The sequence below is a fragment of the Marinobacter sp. M3C genome (assembly GCF_023311895.1).
In the GTDB taxonomy this organism is placed as follows: Bacteria; Pseudomonadota; Gammaproteobacteria; order Pseudomonadales; family Oleiphilaceae; genus Marinobacter.
On record NZ_CP092284.1, the window covers coordinates 3,391,271 to 3,408,413 of the forward strand.

Here is a 17,143-nt window from a genome sequence, read left to right on the forward strand (position 1 = left end):
AGCAACCGCTTTGGCGGTGCTCGCTAACACACTGGTAATACGCTGAGGGGCGCAGAGCAATCTGCGCCCTTTTTCTGTTTCAGAGCCTGGGTGTTTTTAACAAAAAGCGCCGGCACGCTTCAGGATGATCTTTATGGCACAACAACTTCACTTAGCAGCGATTATCTACGACAACGACAGTCAGCCCGTAGACGCGCTGCTGCACGGCCTGGCGAATCATTACAACGGTAAGGGCATCCGCGTGGCGGGTCTGGCCATGGCGCTGAACGAGCAGGGTCTGCGCCGTGAGCCCATGGCGGTGCAGGATGTGGAAACCGGTATTGAATATTCAATTGCGCAGAATCTGGGCAAAGAGTCGCAATCCTGCTGTCTGGACCCGTCTGGCTTGGCGGATGCGACGGGCGTTTTGCGGGGGGCACTGAATAATCCGCCCAGGCTGGCCATTGTGAACCGTTTTGGGCAGCAGGAAATTGACGGTAAAGGTTGTCGTGCCGAATTACTGCAATTGTTGGAAGCGGGGATACCGGTGCTAACCGTGGTGAAACGGAAATTTTTGCTTCAGTGGCACGAGTTCAACGGGGGTGCGGCAACGGACCTGGCGTTTTCGGAGAACGATGCCAGGCAGTGGTGTGACGGGGTGTTTAACCAGGGTTAAGATTGAACGAATGCCAGAAACAGAAAACCCCGCACAGGGCGGGGCATCTGGTTTTCTGGTCAGTGACCAACGATTTCTTTAGAAGCTGTACTGCGCTGCAAACAGCAGGCGGTTTGCGTCTGTAGAAGTGCCACCTTGGGATTCCTGATCGAAGTAACCGTATTCAACACCCATCATCACGTTCTTGACGGGGGTCCACATATAGTTGACCAGCACGTTCTGGTTGGTCTCAGCGGCCGTTGCAGCAACGGCGCCAGACGTAACCGCATCATCCAGATCCAACGATGTAGTACCGTAGCCGATGTTGATGCTGCGACCTTCGCCCACATTCATGCTCACACCCACAGAGGCACCGTAGCCTTTGATGGTTTCAACACTGTTGCCGCTCAGGTAGGCACTGGCACCGTAGTAGTTGTCGCCAGAGCGCCACAGGTAACCGTTAGCGCCATCGGAGTAGTTAACCGCACCTTGAACCGAAAACATATCGCTCAGCTTCAACTTAAGCGCGCCAAAAGCGCCGTAACCAATAGCGCTGTCTTCATTGACGCCGTCGTCCGCAGTAACCTGGCTGGCCAAAACTGCCGCCGAGTAGGATACGCTGCCTGCGGAGTCTTCAAAGCGTGCAGTAAAGGCCGGAGCCGAAGTCCGCTTGTCAGTTCCAGCGCCGACTATATCTTGCGAGCTCGGATCTTCAATAGAAAACGACATCGGGCCAGTAGTGTAGCGAATTTGCTCAGACCGATCCTGTGAGCCGGCCGTACCCGCAAGACTGTCAAAATCCAGTGTTGGAGTGTTGCCGACGAAGCTTAAGTAGTTGGACCAGTTACGGCCGGCCATAAAGCCTTTGTACTCGCCATAAGCGTGGCGCATTCTCAGGCTGCCCGGGCCGCTGCCGGTGCCGCGGAAGTCACCTTCAAGAGTGATTGCAACACCAGACGCGTGTTTAACTTTAACACCCAGACGGCTTTGCTGAACGTCAGCGCCAAAATGGCCTTCAATGTTTTCATTGGCAGAAGGGCTGAATTTACCGGAGCGGGTTGAAACAGCGCGGTCGCCGTTCAGATCGTAGCTCATGTTCAGGCGGGCGTAGCCGTAAAGACTGGCTTCAACATCGTCGCCGACATTCAGGGTTAACGCGTTCGCTTGGCCAGCTACACTCAGTATTGCCGTGGCCGCTGTTGCGCGGATCGCCAATCTGAGTTTGTTGTTAATTTGCATTATTGTATTCTCCACATATTTATTTGTTGTTATCGGACCCGTGCCTAAGTTAGTTACCAAGCGTACATAATTCAATGACTATTTTTTGTTTATTAGACTATCGTCTATTTTCTTCGTCTGTTCGGGTTGACCCGAAAGTGGTGCTTCAAGCGAGCTCTGCTGCGCTGTGCGCAAGGGTAGAAGGCCTTTGTCTTACGCCTCTAAACCCCCAAAGCGGCGATAGAATCCGGCCCCCGGGACAGGCAGCGGGCCGGATGCATTTTCCAGATTGCAGGCCAGGAATTCATCAGAGCGCGCGTAAATTGCGAGGTAAAGGTTTCGGCACAGTTGCTTGGCGCTGCGCCCTTCCCAGTCGCTAGGCAGTAGTTCGTCAGGCAGCAAAGGGTCGCGCAGCAGTATTTTTCGGTATTCGTGAATGAGTAAAAGCCGTGCAGCCAGACAGTCCTCGGCGTTAAGGTTGTCATTATGGCTGAGCTCCCTCCACAGTGGGCGAAATTTTTCCAGGAAGCGTTTATAGCGCAAACCCAGTTCATCCAGATCCCAGCTTTCTTTAACCTGCCTGCGCAGCGCTTTTGAATTCCGCGGTTCTATCGGGTGGGTTTGCATCACAATGGCGTCATCGGAGGCGCCCCATTCTTGCAGTAACGGGGTTAATTGCTCGGGCTTGAAGCGCGGGTGTTGCATGATGGTGGGTGACAGATTGCCAAAGCCCAGCCATTTGAGTTCCTCGCGCACTTTTAAGCGTAGGTCAGGTTCCACCTGATTTAGCAAAGTCAGGCACCAACCTCCGTTCCAGTCGTCATCACCAATGCTATAAACCTGCTCAAACGCTTGCCGGAAACGCCGGAGGCCGTCCCCAGTTATGCTGTAATAACTGCAGCGACCCACTTTTTCAGCCTGCAGCCAGCTTTCTTGCACCAACCGGTAAACCGACGTTCGAACCAGGCGCTCGTTAATGCCCATTGGTGCGACCAGCTTCATCAAGCTGCCTAACCACACATTACCGCCGCGCGGGTGGATGACATCGCCGTAAATGGTAATGATCAGAGAACCTGCACGGACCGGGCGTTGTTGCTGAAATTCCTGTATCAGACTTGCAAGCTGACTTTTTGCTGACATGTTCTTCTCTTAAAGGGTTTTCCGGCAGCATTCGGCGCCATTTGAGTGCTTAATATTGCAAGCAATGAACCTTATCTCGCCGGCGTCATCAGGTAAAGGCGGCGGGCCAGGTCATCATCGAGCACTTTGCGCGCATTCATCTAAACTGACGGTGGCAGTCAAAAAACAGCGTCCAGTACGAGCGCCGTAGTTGACACCGAAGTAATGATACAATATTTTCTAATAACACATAATGTTGGTATCGTATTAAGCTGGCAGTGCGTTGAAAACACTGATTTTGGCGCAAGATGTCTGCTAGACATAATTAATGAGGGAGGCTTTCAGGTAGGGGTAAGTGATACGAAAATGCCCAACTCTGTCTTGAGAACTTGTTGTAATAGTCGGTAAATCAAACGCATAGAAAACAAAATGATTCCGACCTTATTCTGTGGAGAAAAAAAACAATGAATGGAACACTGGCTCGTTATACCAAGAAATTTTTAGCCATCACGGCGGCTGGACTGCTAGCGATGAGTGCTCAGGCTGCTGATCCCATCCGTATCGGATCTTTTTTGTCAGTGACCGGCCCTGCCTCCTTTCTGGGGGACCCGGAGCTTAAAACCCTGGAAATGTACGTTGAGAAAATTAACAAAGAAGGCGGGGTGCTCGGCCGCCAACTAGAGTTAATTCATTACGATGACGCTGGCAATGCTTCTAGTGCCCGCAACTTCGCAAGCCGGCTTATTCGTTCAGACCGTGTGGATATTATTGTAGGCGGAAGTACAACCGGCGCCACCATGGCCGCTGTGCCGATGGTTGAGCAGGCCCAGATCCCTTTCATTTCGCTGGCGGGTGCTCTTGTAATTACAACGCCGGTGAAAAAGTGGGTGTTTAAAACGCCGCAGTCTGACCGCATGGCAGCAGAACGTATTCTGGATGATATGAAGTCCCGCGGTTTGACCAAAATTGGCCTGATCTCTGGCACCGATGGCTTTGGCAGTTCCGGTCGCGAGCAAACCCTTGCGGTGGCCAAGGAGATGGGCACGATTGAAGTGCTTGCGGACGAAACCTACGGCGGTTCCGACACCGACATGACGGCGCAGTTGACCAATATTCGCGGCACCAAAGGCGTACAGGCCATTTTGAACTTCGGCTTTGGGCAGGGCCCGGCCATTGTTACCCGAAACTACGCCCAGTTGAGTATTGACCTGCCATTTTACCAGTCCCATGGTGTTGCTTCTGACGGTTTTCTTGAACTTGCCGGCGACAGCGCCGAAGGCCTAAGGTTACCCGCATCGCCTTTGCTGGTTCCAGACTCACTGCCGGATTCTGACCTTCAAAAACCGATTGTAGAAGCGTATAAAAGTGAATACGAAGCTCGTTGGAACGCTAAGGTGTCCACGTTTGGTGCCTACGCTTATGACGGCTTGATGTTGGCGGTGCAGGCCATCGAGAAAGCCGGTACAACAGATAAAGCAGCCGTGCGCGACGCCCTCGAAAATATTCAGGGCCACGTAGGCGTAACCGGCACCTACACTATGTCGGCTGATGATCATAACGGTCTTAAAGCCGATTCCTTCCGCATTCTGGAAGTCCAGAATGGCAGCTGGAAGTTGGTCAACTAAACCTTTCTTATCCGTATCATAGGTTGGCATCCGCCTTTCGGGGCGGGCAGTCGGCCGCTGCGCGAGCGGACCTGATTATGTTCTCTGAATTTCTGCAGTACCTGTTTACCGGTATCACCATTGGTGCTACCTACGCCCTGATCGCTTTGGGCTTTACCCTTATTTACAACGCCAGCCACGTGATCAACTTCGCCCAGGGCGAATTTTTGATGATTGGCGGTATGGCAACCGTGTCTTTAACGGCCATGGGTGTGCCCATGTTGCTTGCCATCGTGTTGGCGGTTGTTCTTGCGGGTCTTATGGGTATTGCCCTGCAGCGCCTGGCGATTGCGCCAGCAAAAGATGCGAACGTTGTCACGTTAATCATTATTACCATCGGCGCGTCCATTTTTATCCGTGGTCTGGCTCAATTGGTGTGGGGCAAAAAGTACCACGTGATGCCTAACTTCAGCAGCGATGAACCGATTGAGATATTTGGCGCCGTACTGAACAGTCAGAGCCTATGGGTGCTGGGTGTGGGGGCGGTGCTGGTCGCGGTATTGGTGTATTTCTTCACCCGCACAATGACCGGCAAAGCCATTCTTGCCACTTCTATGAACAAAGACGCCGCCCGCTTGGTGGGTATTCGTACCCAGATGGTGTTGATGCTGGCGTTCATGGTGTCTGCACTGTTGGGTTCAATCGCCGGCATTGTGGTCGCGCCCATTACCTTCACTTCTTACGATATTGGCATCATCCTTGGCTTGAAAGGCTTTGTGGCTGCGGCTATTGGCGGCCTGGGTAGTGGTGTGGGCGCCGTTGTGGGTGGCCTGGCGCTGGGGGTGGTTGAAGCCATGGCAGCGGGCTATCTGTCGTCTGATTACAAAGATGCGGTGGCCTTCTCAATGATTCTGCTGGTGTTGTTCTTCATGCCCCGGGGCCTGTTTGGCGCCAAAGTTGTGGAGCGGGTGTGATGATGGAAAAACTCTCTGAATTTCGTTTGAAGGGCCTGTTGTGCCTGGCCATTGTGGTTTTTGCTTTGCCTTTGTTTATTTCCAATCCGTTTCACTACAGCCTGGCCACGCAAATCGCGTTGATCGCCGGAGCCGTGGTGGGGCTAAACCTGTTGGTAGGGTTTGCTGGCCAGATTAGCCTGGGTCACGCCGGCTTTTTTGGTCTGGGTGCCTACTTTAGCGCGATCATGACCAGTCATTATGGCTGGTCTGCCATACCCGCGCTGATTGTTGGTGCTATCGGTGTGGGCATTATTGCCTGGGTGGTCGGCCGCCCGATTTTGCGCCTAAAAGGCCATTATCTGTCTATGGCGACCCTTGCCGTGGGCTTCATTATTGCCATCATATTGAATAATGAGCGGGAGATGACCGGCGGGCCGGATGGTATGCCGGTGCCTGCCTTTGACGTGTTTGGCTGGGAGCTCAGCCCATTTGGCGAATACTCCTTGTTTGGCATGGATATCAGTGGTGATCTGGCCTGGTACCTTTTTGCAGGCGTGGTGCTGTTGGTCGCCGTCTGGCTGGCACAGAACCTGATTGACTCGCCTATCGGTCGCGCCTTGCGCTCGGTACACGGCTCAGAGGTGGCAGCCAGCGTGGTGGGTGTGAACACCACGAAGTACAAGAGCCTGGTGTTTGTTATTTCGGCGGTTTACGCCAGCGTAATGGGTGCGCTTTACGCGCATTTTCAGGGCTTTATAACGCCCGCGGTGGCAGGCTTTGAGTTTTCCATTTTGTTGATCACGATGGTGGTGCTGGGCGGCATGGGGTCGACCATAGGTGTCATCATTGGCGCTGTGGTGTTGGAGCTACTGCCGCAAGTGCTGGCCGATTTCCAAGAGTTTGAGATGGTGCTGTTTGGTTTGATTCTGATGCTGACGATGATTTTCATGCCCAAAGGGCTGCTTCCAACCGCGGCCAATTTCCTGGCAAAACGACGCGCAAAGTCCGCCGGAGGTAACGCATGACGGCTCTGGTGGAAGTGAATAACCTGTCCAAGGCGTTTGGCGGTGTGCACGCTGTTGAAGGCGTGAGCTTTGCGGTAGACGCGGGGCAAGTGTATTCGGTGATTGGGCCGAATGGCGCTGGCAAAACCACGCTGTTTAACTTGATTACCGGTTTGTACACGCCCACGGGGGGCGACGTAAAGCTGAACGGCGAAAGCATCGCAAAACTGGAACCCAGCCAGCTTGCAGAGCGGGGTATGTGTCGCACCTTTCAGCAAATGCAGATTTGTATGAATATGTCGGCGATTGAAAACGTGATGCTGGGCCGTCACCTGTCCCTGAAAAGCAACCTGTTAACCACGCTTTTCCGCTTACCAGCGCTGACCCGGGGTGAAAAAGCCGCCCACGGCAAATCCGCCGAACTGATGGAGTTTGTCGGTTGTGGCGAGTACATCAACGCCGAAGCTTCGGCAATGTCTTATGGCGCCCTGAAGCGCCTGGAAATTGCCCGCGCGTTAGCGGCAGAGCCGAAGATTATTCTTCTGGATGAGCCCGCTGCTGGCTTGAATGCGGTGGAAACCACTGCTTTGGAGGACTTGATCCGCAAGATTGCCGAGCAAGGCATTACCGTGATGTTGGTAGAGCACGACATGAAGCTGGTAATGAACATTTCCGACCGTTTACTGGTACTTAATTACGGGCGTGTGCTGGCAGAAGGTACACCGGAGCAGATTCGTGCTAATCCGGACGTGATCGCAGCTTACTTGGGCGGTTAAACGGAGCGAGGAATAATTACAATGACACAAACACCGACCAACACGGCGCCTGAAGACAGCTTCAGTGTGCAGGCCATTAGTACCATCGTGCAGGAACACCAGGCCCTGTGGCGCATACTGGATTTGTTGGACCAGCTTCAGCACGATATGAACATCAACGAACAGCAGCCTGATGAAACGCTGTACAACAATATTTTCGACTACATTCAGCACTTCGCCCGACGTGTTCACAGCTCCCCTGCCGAGATAGTTCTGTATCGACTGTTGGGAGAAAAGTCACCGGAAACCAAGCCGCTGCTAGACAAGCTCGCTCATGGTTACGTGATTGGTGATCAGAAAATCAACGAGCTGCGTCATTTTTTGATGGTGTGCATGGAGCGCTGGCCCGACGGCCGTGAGGAATTTAGCCATGCGCTGGCACGGTTTACCGAAGCTTTGCGCAAGCACATTAAAAAAGAGGAAGGCGTGGTTATCCCGCGGGCGCGCAAGCTCCTCAGTGAAGACAACTGGCGCCTGATTACCGAATCCCGTGACCAGGCCAATGATCCGCTGTTTGGCGAGCGGGTACGGGATGAGTTCCGTGAGCTGCGGCACCGTATCGTAAGCTACACACCGGAGCGCCTGGGTGGCCTTGGGCTACGTCACGCGCCACGCCGAACTGCGCAGCACGCTGCCGAAGAAATGCTCACGATCAAGGGCCTGAAGACTTCCTACGGCCAGATTGAAGCACTCCACGGCGTTGATATCCGCATCAACAGCGGCGAAATTGTGTCGCTGGTGGGCGCCAACGGTGCCGGCAAGTCCACACTGCTGATGACCATCTCCGGGCTGCAACCAACAGACGCGGGCAGCATTACCTTTGAAGGCAAAGATTTGCTAAAGATGCCGACCGATAAGCGGGTTGCCAGTGGCATTGTGCAGGTGCCCGAAGGCCGGCAGGTGTTCAAGGATCTGAGCGTTGAGGACAACTTGCTGCTGGGCGCTTATACCCGTGGCCGCAGCCCCGAAGTGGAAGACGACATCGAACGCATGTACGAGAAGTTCCCCATATTGCGCCAGAAACGTCGCAACCTGGCGGGTGAGTTGTCTGGTGGTCAGCAGCAGATGCTGGCCATGGGCCGGGCGCTGATGGCAAAGCCGAGATTGTTGCTGTTGGACGAGCCCAGCATGGGGCTTGCACCGCTGATTATTGAAGAAATTTTCAATATCATCAAAGAGCTCAAAAACGAAGGCATGACCATCTTTTTGGTGGAGCAAAACGCGTCCCAGGCGCTGGCGCTCGCCGACCGTGGCTACGTACTGGAAACCGGCCGCGTGGTGGTGGAAGGCTCTGGCCGGGAATTGCTGAGCAACGAAAAAGTACGGGAGGCTTATTTGGGTATGTAAGGCCCTGACCAGCCGGCCAGAATAGGAATATACACGACCATTAGCAGCACGCTGATCAACCCCAGCAAGTAAGGGATGATTGCCCGAGTAATGCGCTCCAAGGGCAGTTGCGTGATTGAAGAAGCGACATAAAGGTTGATCGCTACCGGTGGGGTGATCATTCCGATCGCCAATCCGACCACGATGATCAGGCCAAAATGAATCGGGTCAATTCCCAGTTGAATCACCAGCGGCAGCAAAACCGGCGTTAGAATAATCAGTGCGCTGGCGGTTTCGAGAAATACACCGGTCAGCAGAATTATGCCCACCACTAACAGCATGATCACGTAAGGGTCGGTAGAGATAGACAGCACCGCTTCAGCAATAGCGCCGGGCACTTGCCAGCTGGATAGCGTCCAGCTCAGCACCGCCGAGGTGGCGATCACAAGCATGATCACCGAGGTGGTAATCGCCGAGCGAATCAAGATGCGATACACATCGCTTAGCTTTAGGTCACGGTAAATGAACAGCGAGACCAGCAGCGCGTAGTTGACAGCCACCACTGCGGCTTCACTGGGCGTGAAAATTCCCGAGAATATGCCCCCCAGAATGATGACGGGCGTCATCAGTCCCCAACTCGCGCTTTTTAATGTGCGCCAGATGGTGGCCAGGGAGAAGGGCGTGCCTTTGGGATACTGGCGTTTGTAGGCTTGGGTAATGGCAATTGCCATCAGCCCCAGCCCCATGGCTAGCCCCGGCAAAAAGCCGTTCAGGAATAGCTCAGATACCGATTGCTGGGCAATCACTGCATAAATAATCATGGGCACAGACGGCGGGATGACCACGCCGATGGTACCGCTTGCGGCGATCAGGCTGGCAGCAGACGCGGGGTCATAACCCTTCTTACGCAGCTCTGGGACCAAACTTGCTCCCACCGCCGCTGTGGTCGCCGCCCCGGAGCCTGAAATTGCTGCGAAGAACATCCCTGCCATCACCGACACGACCGATAAGCCCCCCCGTAGAAAGCCGAACAGAGAGTTGGCAAAGTTGACGAGTCTCTCGCTCACTTTGCCTTGAGCCATCAGGTCGCCGGCCAGTATGAACATGGGGATGGCCACCAAGGCAAAGGAATTGATGCCCTGAAACATCTGCTGGGTGACCACCATCAAAGGTACCCCGGCCTGGCTGAGCGCGATCATGGTGCTGGCACCGATCGCCAGCGCAATAGGCACACCGAGCAGCATCAGCGCGAAGAACAGCCCGAACAGTAGCAGCGTCACGGAACGGGTTCCTCACGACGCTCGCCATCTATTAAGAGCTCCAATAGATCGACGAAAGCGTACCAACTCATCACGGCCGCGCAGAGCGGAATCACGGAGTAGACATAGGTCATGGAGAGCCTTAAGGAAGCAGATTTCTGAAAGCTCTGAACTTGCATATAACGATAGCCGATCACCACCAGTGCCACCGTAAAGGCCAATACCGCCAGGGTGCCGGCAACGCGCGCGGCTTTTCGAAGGCGCACGGGCAGGGCGTCCACGGCAAATGTTACGGCAATGTGCCGACCGCGCTGAAATGCCAGAGTGCCCGCAAAAAAAGTAATCCACACAAGCAGAAAGCGAGCGACTTCTTCGGTCCAGCCGACCGCGCTGAACAGCACTCGGGAGATAATCTGCAGGGTAATCACGCCAATCAGCGCCGCCATACCCGCAAACACCACGGGCTGGATGATTGCATCCAACCCGCGCTCAATTCGCTTTAGCGGCTTTAACAGCGATTGAGTTTTGGTCGTCACTTATTTGAGCGCCTCCAGAATACGTGGCAGGTAATCACCGAACTTCTCACCGTATTTCGCATAAATCGGCACTACGGCGGCTTGAAAAGCCTTTATATCTGGGGTGTCGTTAATCTTCATGCCGGCTTCGCGCAGTTCGGCCAGTTGCTGGGATTCCATCTCGGCGTTTACCCGGCGCTCATGTTCAGCGGCTTCCTGGGCGGCCTGGACGACCACAGCCTGTGCCGCTTCTGGAAGCTTATTCCAGGCAGGCATGCCCATCACGAAGATGGCCGGGGCGTAGGTATGCCGCGAGAGGGTCATATAATCCTGGGTTTCGTAGAGTTTGAAGGAATGAATCACATTGGCGGGATTTTCTTGTCCATCAATGGTGCCCTGCTGCATGGCGGTCAAGGCTTCCGTCCACGCCATCGGAATGGCGTTGGCACCCAATGCGCGGAAGGTGTCCACATACACCGGATTTTCCATTACGCGAATACGCAGGCCTTTCATGTCTTCTGGTGTGTTGACCGGGCGCTCGCTGTTGGTCAAATTACGAAAGCCGCGTTCGGCGTAGGCCAGGCCTTTCAGATTGACCTCGGAAAGCTTGTCGAGCAGGTCCTGGCCAATGGGGCCGTCGAGCACGTCGTAAGCGGCTTGCGGTGAAGGGAACAAAAATGGCAGCTCAAAAACCGCCATTTCTTCGACAAAATTAGCAACCGGGCCGTTGGTAATCACGCCCATATCAACGGTGCCAATCTGCATGCCTTCAAGCAGGGTGCGCTCGTCGCCCAGTGAAGCGTTAGGGTAGAGCTCGATGTTCACCACACCTTCGGTTCGCTCTGCTACCAGATCCTGAAATTTGACGGCTGCAATATGAAAGCCATCTTGCTCGTTGACCACGTGAGCCAAGCGCAGAGTAATCGGATCCATGTTGGTAAATTCTGACGCAAAAGCCGTAGCGGCCAGCGATAGGGAAATGCCAAGTACCAGTGTATTCAAACCGAGTTTTTTCATTATAATTTTCCTCAAGTGATGACGCGTCTTGGGCGCGCTGTAAGCCGCCGGGCCGATACCAGCGCAGCTAACCGCAATACCGCAAAGACCATGGGTTTCGTAGGCTGAACCAGAACCAGAACCAAAAAATATTTACGTTAACGTAAACTGTATCCAGTTCAGCGTTAAAAAGAAATCAAACTGCCAGCATCATCGGATGCTTTCAACAATCAGCGCAATGCCCTGGCCGCCGCCGATACACATCGTAATAAGGCCATAGCGACCGCCCGTGCGTTCAAGCTCCGCTAGGGTTTTGATGATGAGGATGGAGCCTGTAGCACCTACCGGGTGCCCCAGCGCAACAGCACCGCCGTTCGGATTTACCTTGTCTGCCGGCAAACCGAGTTCTTTGCTGACCGCAAGCGCCTGGGCGGCAAACGCTTCATTGGATTCAATTACATCCAGATCTGCCACACTAAGGCAGGTCTGCTCCAGCACCCGACGCACAGCCGGGATCGGGCCAAGGCCCATTAGACCGGGATCCACCCCAGCAAAGGCATAACCCACCAAGCGTGCACGCGCTTTAAGTCCACGTTTTTCGGCTTCTGCTGCGCTCGTCAATATCATGGCGGCCGCACCGTCGTTAAGACCAGACGCATTGCCTGGCGTAACGATACCATCTTTAGCAAAGGCAGGTTTGAGGCCAGAAAGACTTTCGACAGTCGTATCTGCACGTACATGCTCGTCCTGCTTAAAAATGAACTCCTTGCGACCCTGTTTTACGGCCACAGGCACAATCTGTTCTTTAAAGTAGCCACTCTCAATAGCATGGCTGGCACGACGATGACTTTCCGCCGAAAACACATCTAGATCTTCACGGCTGAGGCCATACTTTTGGGCAATACGCTCAGCCGTCAGGCCCATGTGACCGCTACCAAACGGATCGCTGAGAATGCCCAGTGTCATATCGACCACTTTCCCGTCGCCCATCCTCAAGCCCTTGCGGACATTAGGAAGAACATAAGCCCCCTGGCTCATGCTTTCGACGCCACCGGCCAATGCAATCTGGCTGTCGCCCATAATAATCATCTGCGCGGCGCTGATAACCGCCTGCATCCCGGAACCACAGAGACGATTTACATTGAACGCCGCAGAACCTTTCTGCAGACCGGCATTAAGGCCGATATGGCGCGCTACGTAGGCATCTGCCGGGCCAGTCGAAATAATATGACCAAAAACGGAATGGTCGATGTCTTCTGCGGGCACAGCTGATCGGCTGATCGCCTCTTTTGCCACACAGGTGCCCAGATCGGCCGGGCCCATCGAGCTTAAACTTCCGCCGAAGCCGCCTATAGCTGTGCGTGCTCCGTCGAGAATAACTACATCGGTCAGTTTCATCGTTTGTTTCCTCAGGTTATCGATCTGTAAAAATCCGCAAAGCGGATAATTTATTTGCCCAGCATAGAACGGGCAATCACTTCTTTCATGATTTCAGACGTTCCTGCGTAGATTGTTTGTACTCGCGCATCCACAAAAAATCGCGATACGGGATACTCAACGGTATAACCGTAGCCGCCAAACAGTTGTAGACAATCGCTGGCGATATCGCACTGCATTTCGGTGAGCATTAGCTTCAGAATGGCGGCGTCTGTTGGCCCCATTTCGCCTTTAAGATATTTAGTCGTGCACTGGTTCAGATACGCTTTCGCCATCTCCAGCCGTGCACGGGCTTCTGCAAGTTTAAACCGGGTATTTTGAAAGTCAGCTACTCTCTGACCAAAAGCCCTACGTTGCTGCACATAGTCCAGAGTAATCTCCAGCACGCCCTCGGTCGCCCCCACCGCCTGCGCGCCAACCCCTAGGCGTTCACGCGGCAACTCTTGCATCAGGTAAGCAAACCCCTGCCCCTCCTCACCCAGCAGAGCGTCGTGGGGAACCACAAGATCTGCAAAGAAGAGTTCGGCGGTGTCGCTGGCATGCTGTCCGATTTTGCGGATGCCTTTGCCACGGGAAAAACCGGGCAAGCTCGTCTTCACCAGGAACAACGACACGCCCTTGGCGCCGGCCCCAGGGTCGGTTTTTGCACACACAATGACCAACTCTGCCTGCAAACCGTTGGTGATAAACACCTTGGTGCCATTAATTACATAGCCGTTATCAGTGCGCTGTGCCGTGGAGCGCATAGCGGCCAGATCGCTGCCGGCACCTGGCTCGGTCATGGCGATCGCACTGAGCAAATGGCCACTGATCATAGCCGGCAGATAACGCTGTTTCTGAGTTTCCGAACCTAGGTGCAGAATGTAAGGCATCACGATATTGGCGTGGATATTGTATCCCGAAGCGAGGCCGCCGAAGCCCTTGCGGGCAATTTCCTCAATTGCCAACTGAGAGATTTCAAAACTCGCCTCCGCACCGCCATATTCCTCTGGCATGTCGATACCGAGCATTCCAGCATCCCCCAGGGTACGCCACACGTCGCGCGGAATGACGCCCTTCTCTTCCCATTGCTCATAAAAGGGTGCGATTTCTTTGTCGAGCACTCGGTTGATCATGGAGCGAAAAAGCTCAGTATCTTGATGATGTCCGGACATACATAACCCCGTCGTAAATCTGATTAATCAGGCAGGCACCCATTTAAAGGGTTATCCTGCTTAACGAGAATGGCCGCACAAGCCGAAAAAATTGACACATTACGCACCTGAACCGCCCCAGCCATGCCTGATTCCCAGCCCAGAGCTCATATTGCAAACCACTACCTTCATGCATCTATTCGCGGTGCTGAACGTCAGGGGTTTCAGCGCGAAACACTGCTGGCAAGCGCGGGTGTGCCGGCGGCGTGGCTTGAGAACCCAGAACAGCTAATCACCGAAGAACAACTTACCCAGCTTATAAAGACGGTATGGCGGGCAACACGCGACGAGTTCATGGGGCTATCCACCAGACGTTGTAAAAACGGCACGTTCGCGCTGATGACAGATTACTGTCTCGGTTCTGCGACCCTTGGCGCCGTGCTAAGAAAAAGCGCACGCTTTTTCAAAATCGCCTGCGACAACATCGACATCAGCCTGGATGAAAGCACCCCCAACAAACTGATGTTTTTCAGCCTGAGCCTTGAAGACGCCAGTCAGGATACTGACCACATGCTGCAAGAGTTCCTGCTGCTGATGTGGCAAAGACTCGCATGCTGGCTGGTAGATCAGCAGATTCCGTTTGCCACCACGCAGTTCAATTATCCATCGCCGCCTCACGTTGCTGAATATCGGGCGATGTTCCCAACCGAGTTGCATTTTGATGAATCTGTTTGCGGTTTTTACCTGCACGAAAAGTACCTGCAACTGCCGATTACGCGCAGTGAGGCTGAGCTGATAACGTTTCTTAAAGAAGCGCCTGCCTACATTCTGCATCGTCCAGATCATGACGACAGCCTACGCAACAGGATTCGCGCTCTACTGGCGCGGCAAAACATGGGCAATATGCCGAGCCTGAATGAGCTTGCGCAGCTTCTGCACATGACACCCCGAAGCATTGGGCGCAAGCTTCAAGAAGAAGGCACTTCCCTGCGCAAGATTAAAACGTCTTTGCGACAGGAGTACGCTATTAAACTGATGATGACCGAAAACCTCAGTGTTGCGGACGTCAGTGAGCGAGTTGGCTTTTCGGAAACTGCCTCGTTTTGCCGGGCTTTCAAACGTTGGACTGGCAAACCCCCGTCACAGTGGCCAAGGTGATCGGAAAGCTGTCAATGTCTTGCTGTCTGATTAGGTCAATTTTTTTGACCTGACCGATCATTCCCACGAGGTCTGTTTCTCTGAATTAATGCCGGCACGCACGAAATAACAACAATTCAAGAGGTAGATGCATGAACAACTCTGGCACCTCCGCTTCCTGCCCCGTATCGGCGGGTATCCAGCGGGCTCTGCGCAACACGATCGGAGACGCCTTTGCCCGCTCTGCGAGCATACATGGCAGCCGCACTGCACTGACGTTTGACGACCGCACCTGGACGTTCTCAGAGATTCACTCAGCCTCGAACAGGCTGGCCCATCGTCTGATCGGGCTCGGCCTTGAGAAAGGCGACCGCGTTGGTACCTATGGCAAAAACTCGGATGCCTACGTTTTGCTCTGGCTCGCCTGCACCAAAGCCGGGCTGATTCATGTACCACTTAACTACGCGCTGATTGGCCACGAACTTACCTACGCGCTCAATCAGTCTGGCTGCAGGGCCTTGTTTGCCGACCTGGATCTGCAATCACAAGTCGATGCGATCCGGGAGACAACCGAGGTTGCCATTCACGGCAGCCTGCACGGCGGTAACACCAACGACGCGCTGACATTCGCGCTTGAGGCCGGCGAAGACACAGCACCGGATTTGGAGCTTTGTGATACAGACCTGGTGCAGATTCTTTATACCTCTGGCACCACCTCCGACCCCAAAGGCGCCATGCATACGCATCGTTCACTGATGACGCATTATGCCGCCTGCCAATACCACCTGAACATTCGGGCCAGCGACCGCTCACTCGCCGCGCTGCCGCTTTATCACTCGGCGCAGATGCATGTATTCACCATGCCCATGCTGCTGAGTGGCGGGTACAGCCGGATGATCAACACCCCGACACCGGACGCAATTCTCGGGCTGCTGGCCAGCGATCAACTGAACGCCTTTTTTGCGCCGCCCACCGTGTGGATTGCCCTGCTGCATCATCCCCAATTCAACCCGGGCAAACTGCAACATATGGATAAGCTTTACTACGGCGCATCCATCATGCCTGGCCAGATAGTAAAAGAGCTTGGCGAAAAACTGCCTGGTGCAGGCCTGTACAACTGTTATGGCCAAAGTGAAATTGCACCGCTGGCGACGGTGTTGCTACCAGAAGAACACGCAGACCGACCGTCTTCTGCCGGTCGCCCCATGCAAACGGTGATGACGCGCATTGTGGACCCGGTTACCGGTAAAGACTGCAAGCCCGGGGAACACGGAGAACTGGTTCACCGCTCACCGCAACTGATGGTGGGTTACTGGGGCAAACCTGAAGCCACGGCGGAAGCCTTCAAAAACGGCTGGTTCCATTCCGGTGATCTGGGCTATCAGGACGATGCGGGCTACATTTATATTGTTGATCGCATCAAGGATGTGGTGAACACGGGCGGAGTATTGGTAGCCAGTCGCGACGTAGAAGAAGCTCTTTACCAGCACGAATCTGTTGCGGAGGTTGCGGTCATCGGTGTGCCGGATGAGAAGTGGATTGAAGCCATCTGCGCCATAGTGGTGGTCAAAGAAGGTTATCCGCAAGACGCAGAAGCTTTGATGAGCTACGCACGAACCAGGCTGGCGAGCTTCAAGTTGCCAAAGCATATCCACTTTGCGGAACAGCTGCCAAAAAACACTGCTGGCAAGTTGCTGAAACGAAAGCTCAGAGAAGATTTCGCTTAATGAAGTAAGCGGCGGGCTACCGGCAGCATCATGGCAGGCGGGGGACTCGGCTTTCTGATCCCGCCAAATGTGTTGATGATCATCAATGCTTTTCTTGTACGTGAGTTTGTGGGCAAGTCGTTGGCCTCCGCTGCTTTCAGGACCCCTGAACAAGCGGAAATTCGTCAGTTGCGAGAGGACAATCGCCGCCTGACAATGGAGAAAGGCATCTTAAAAAAACCGCCAGAGCCTGAAGCTGCTGGCGGTTTTTTATAGTCGGGTAA

Annotated in this window: 16 protein-coding genes and 1 pseudogene; 10 read left to right on the plus strand and 7 right to left on the minus strand. The window is 54.1% G+C overall.

What is annotated here, in order from left to right; translation table 11 throughout:
- The first annotated feature begins 133 nt into the window (after positions 1-133).
- Positions 134-655, plus strand: a complete 522-nt coding sequence (locus MIH18_RS15860) for a DUF2478 domain-containing protein (RefSeq protein WP_249012842.1) — start codon at positions 134-136, stop codon at positions 653-655.
- Between the two features lie 78 nt (positions 656-733).
- On the opposite strand, the gene MIH18_RS15865 is transcribed toward MIH18_RS15860, so the two are convergent.
- Positions 734-1,873, minus strand: coding sequence for a DcaP family trimeric outer membrane transporter (locus MIH18_RS15865; RefSeq protein ID WP_249012843.1), 1,140 nt, complete (start codon positions 1,871-1,873; stop codon positions 734-736).
- A 192-nt stretch (positions 1,874-2,065) separates the two neighbouring features.
- Positions 2,066-2,992, minus strand: coding sequence for a phenylacetic acid degradation operon negative regulatory protein PaaX (gene paaX, locus MIH18_RS15870; protein WP_249012844.1), 927 nt, complete (start codon positions 2,990-2,992; stop codon positions 2,066-2,068).
- A gap of 443 nt (positions 2,993-3,435) precedes the next feature.
- Between paaX and MIH18_RS15875 the strand changes: the two genes are divergently transcribed.
- The 6 genes and pseudogenes from MIH18_RS15875 (at position 3,436) to MIH18_RS15900 (ending at position 8,697) form a co-directional block, all read left to right on the plus strand.
- A complete protein-coding gene (locus MIH18_RS15875; protein ID WP_249012845.1) occupies positions 3,436-4,596 on the plus strand; it encodes an ABC transporter substrate-binding protein in 1,161 nt (386 codons plus the stop codon).
- Between the two features lie 77 nt (positions 4,597-4,673).
- Positions 4,674-5,549: a branched-chain amino acid ABC transporter permease gene (locus tag MIH18_RS15880; RefSeq protein WP_249006356.1), complete on the plus strand. Its 876-nt coding sequence runs from the start codon at positions 4,674-4,676 to the stop codon at positions 5,547-5,549.
- Complete coding sequence (locus MIH18_RS15885) at positions 5,549-6,556, plus strand: branched-chain amino acid ABC transporter permease (RefSeq protein WP_249012846.1); 1,008 nt, start codon at positions 5,549-5,551, stop codon at positions 6,554-6,556. Before MIH18_RS15880 ends, MIH18_RS15885 begins: the two co-directional genes overlap by 1 nt.
- Positions 6,553-7,311, plus strand: a complete 759-nt coding sequence (locus MIH18_RS15890) for an ABC transporter ATP-binding protein (protein ID WP_249012847.1) — start codon at positions 6,553-6,555, stop codon at positions 7,309-7,311. The genes MIH18_RS15885 and MIH18_RS15890 overlap by 4 nt, the downstream gene beginning before the upstream one ends.
- Positions 7,312-7,332: 21 nt before the next feature.
- A pseudogene (locus tag MIH18_RS15895) lies at positions 7,333-7,782 on the plus strand (hemerythrin domain-containing protein); the annotation flags it as partial.
- A 210-nt stretch (positions 7,783-7,992) separates the two neighbouring features.
- Positions 7,993-8,697 (plus strand): ABC transporter ATP-binding protein, encoded by a 705-nt coding sequence (locus MIH18_RS15900; protein ID WP_249009058.1) that lies wholly within the window; start codon positions 7,993-7,995, stop codon positions 8,695-8,697.
- Here MIH18_RS15900 and MIH18_RS15905 read toward each other — a convergent pair.
- The 5 genes from MIH18_RS15905 to MIH18_RS15925 form a co-directional block, all read right to left on the minus strand.
- The gene (locus MIH18_RS15905) at positions 8,682-9,956 is read right to left on the minus strand and encodes a TRAP transporter large permease (protein WP_249012848.1); all 1,275 of its coding nucleotides are present in this window, start codon (positions 9,954-9,956) and stop codon (positions 8,682-8,684) included. The genes MIH18_RS15900 and MIH18_RS15905 overlap by 16 nt on opposite strands.
- Positions 9,953-10,471, minus strand: a complete 519-nt coding sequence (locus tag MIH18_RS15910; protein WP_249012849.1) for a TRAP transporter small permease — start codon at positions 10,469-10,471, stop codon at positions 9,953-9,955. Before MIH18_RS15910 ends, MIH18_RS15905 begins: the two co-directional genes overlap by 4 nt.
- The gene (locus tag MIH18_RS15915) at positions 10,472-11,467 is read right to left on the minus strand and encodes a TRAP transporter substrate-binding protein (RefSeq protein ID WP_249012850.1); all 996 of its coding nucleotides are present in this window, start codon (positions 11,465-11,467) and stop codon (positions 10,472-10,474) included.
- 189 nt (positions 11,468-11,656) lie between these two features.
- Entirely contained in the window at positions 11,657-12,844 is a 1,188-nt protein-coding gene (gene bktB / locus MIH18_RS15920; RefSeq protein ID WP_249012851.1) for a beta-ketothiolase BktB, read from the minus strand.
- Positions 12,845-12,894: 50 nt separating this feature from the next.
- Complete coding sequence (locus MIH18_RS15925) at positions 12,895-14,037, minus strand: acyl-CoA dehydrogenase family protein (protein WP_249012852.1); 1,143 nt, start codon at positions 14,035-14,037, stop codon at positions 12,895-12,897.
- Positions 14,038-14,160: 123 nt separating this feature from the next.
- Here MIH18_RS15925 and MIH18_RS15930 point away from each other — a divergent pair, with 123 nt between their 5' ends.
- The 3 genes from MIH18_RS15930 to MIH18_RS15940 all read left to right on the plus strand — a co-directional run bounded on the left by MIH18_RS15930 (position 14,161) and on the right by MIH18_RS15940 (position 17,135).
- Complete coding sequence (locus tag MIH18_RS15930) at positions 14,161-15,174, plus strand: AraC family transcriptional regulator (protein WP_249012853.1); 1,014 nt, start codon at positions 14,161-14,163, stop codon at positions 15,172-15,174.
- Positions 15,175-15,305: 131 nt separating this feature from the next.
- Entirely contained in the window at positions 15,306-16,880 is a 1,575-nt protein-coding gene (locus MIH18_RS15935) for a fatty acyl-CoA synthetase (protein WP_249012854.1), read from the plus strand.
- A 30-nt stretch (positions 16,881-16,910) separates the two neighbouring features.
- On the plus strand, positions 16,911-17,135 hold the full coding sequence (locus MIH18_RS15940) for a hypothetical protein (protein WP_249012855.1): 225 nt from the start codon (positions 16,911-16,913) through the stop codon (positions 17,133-17,135).
- Positions 17,136-17,143: the final 8 nt, after the last annotated feature.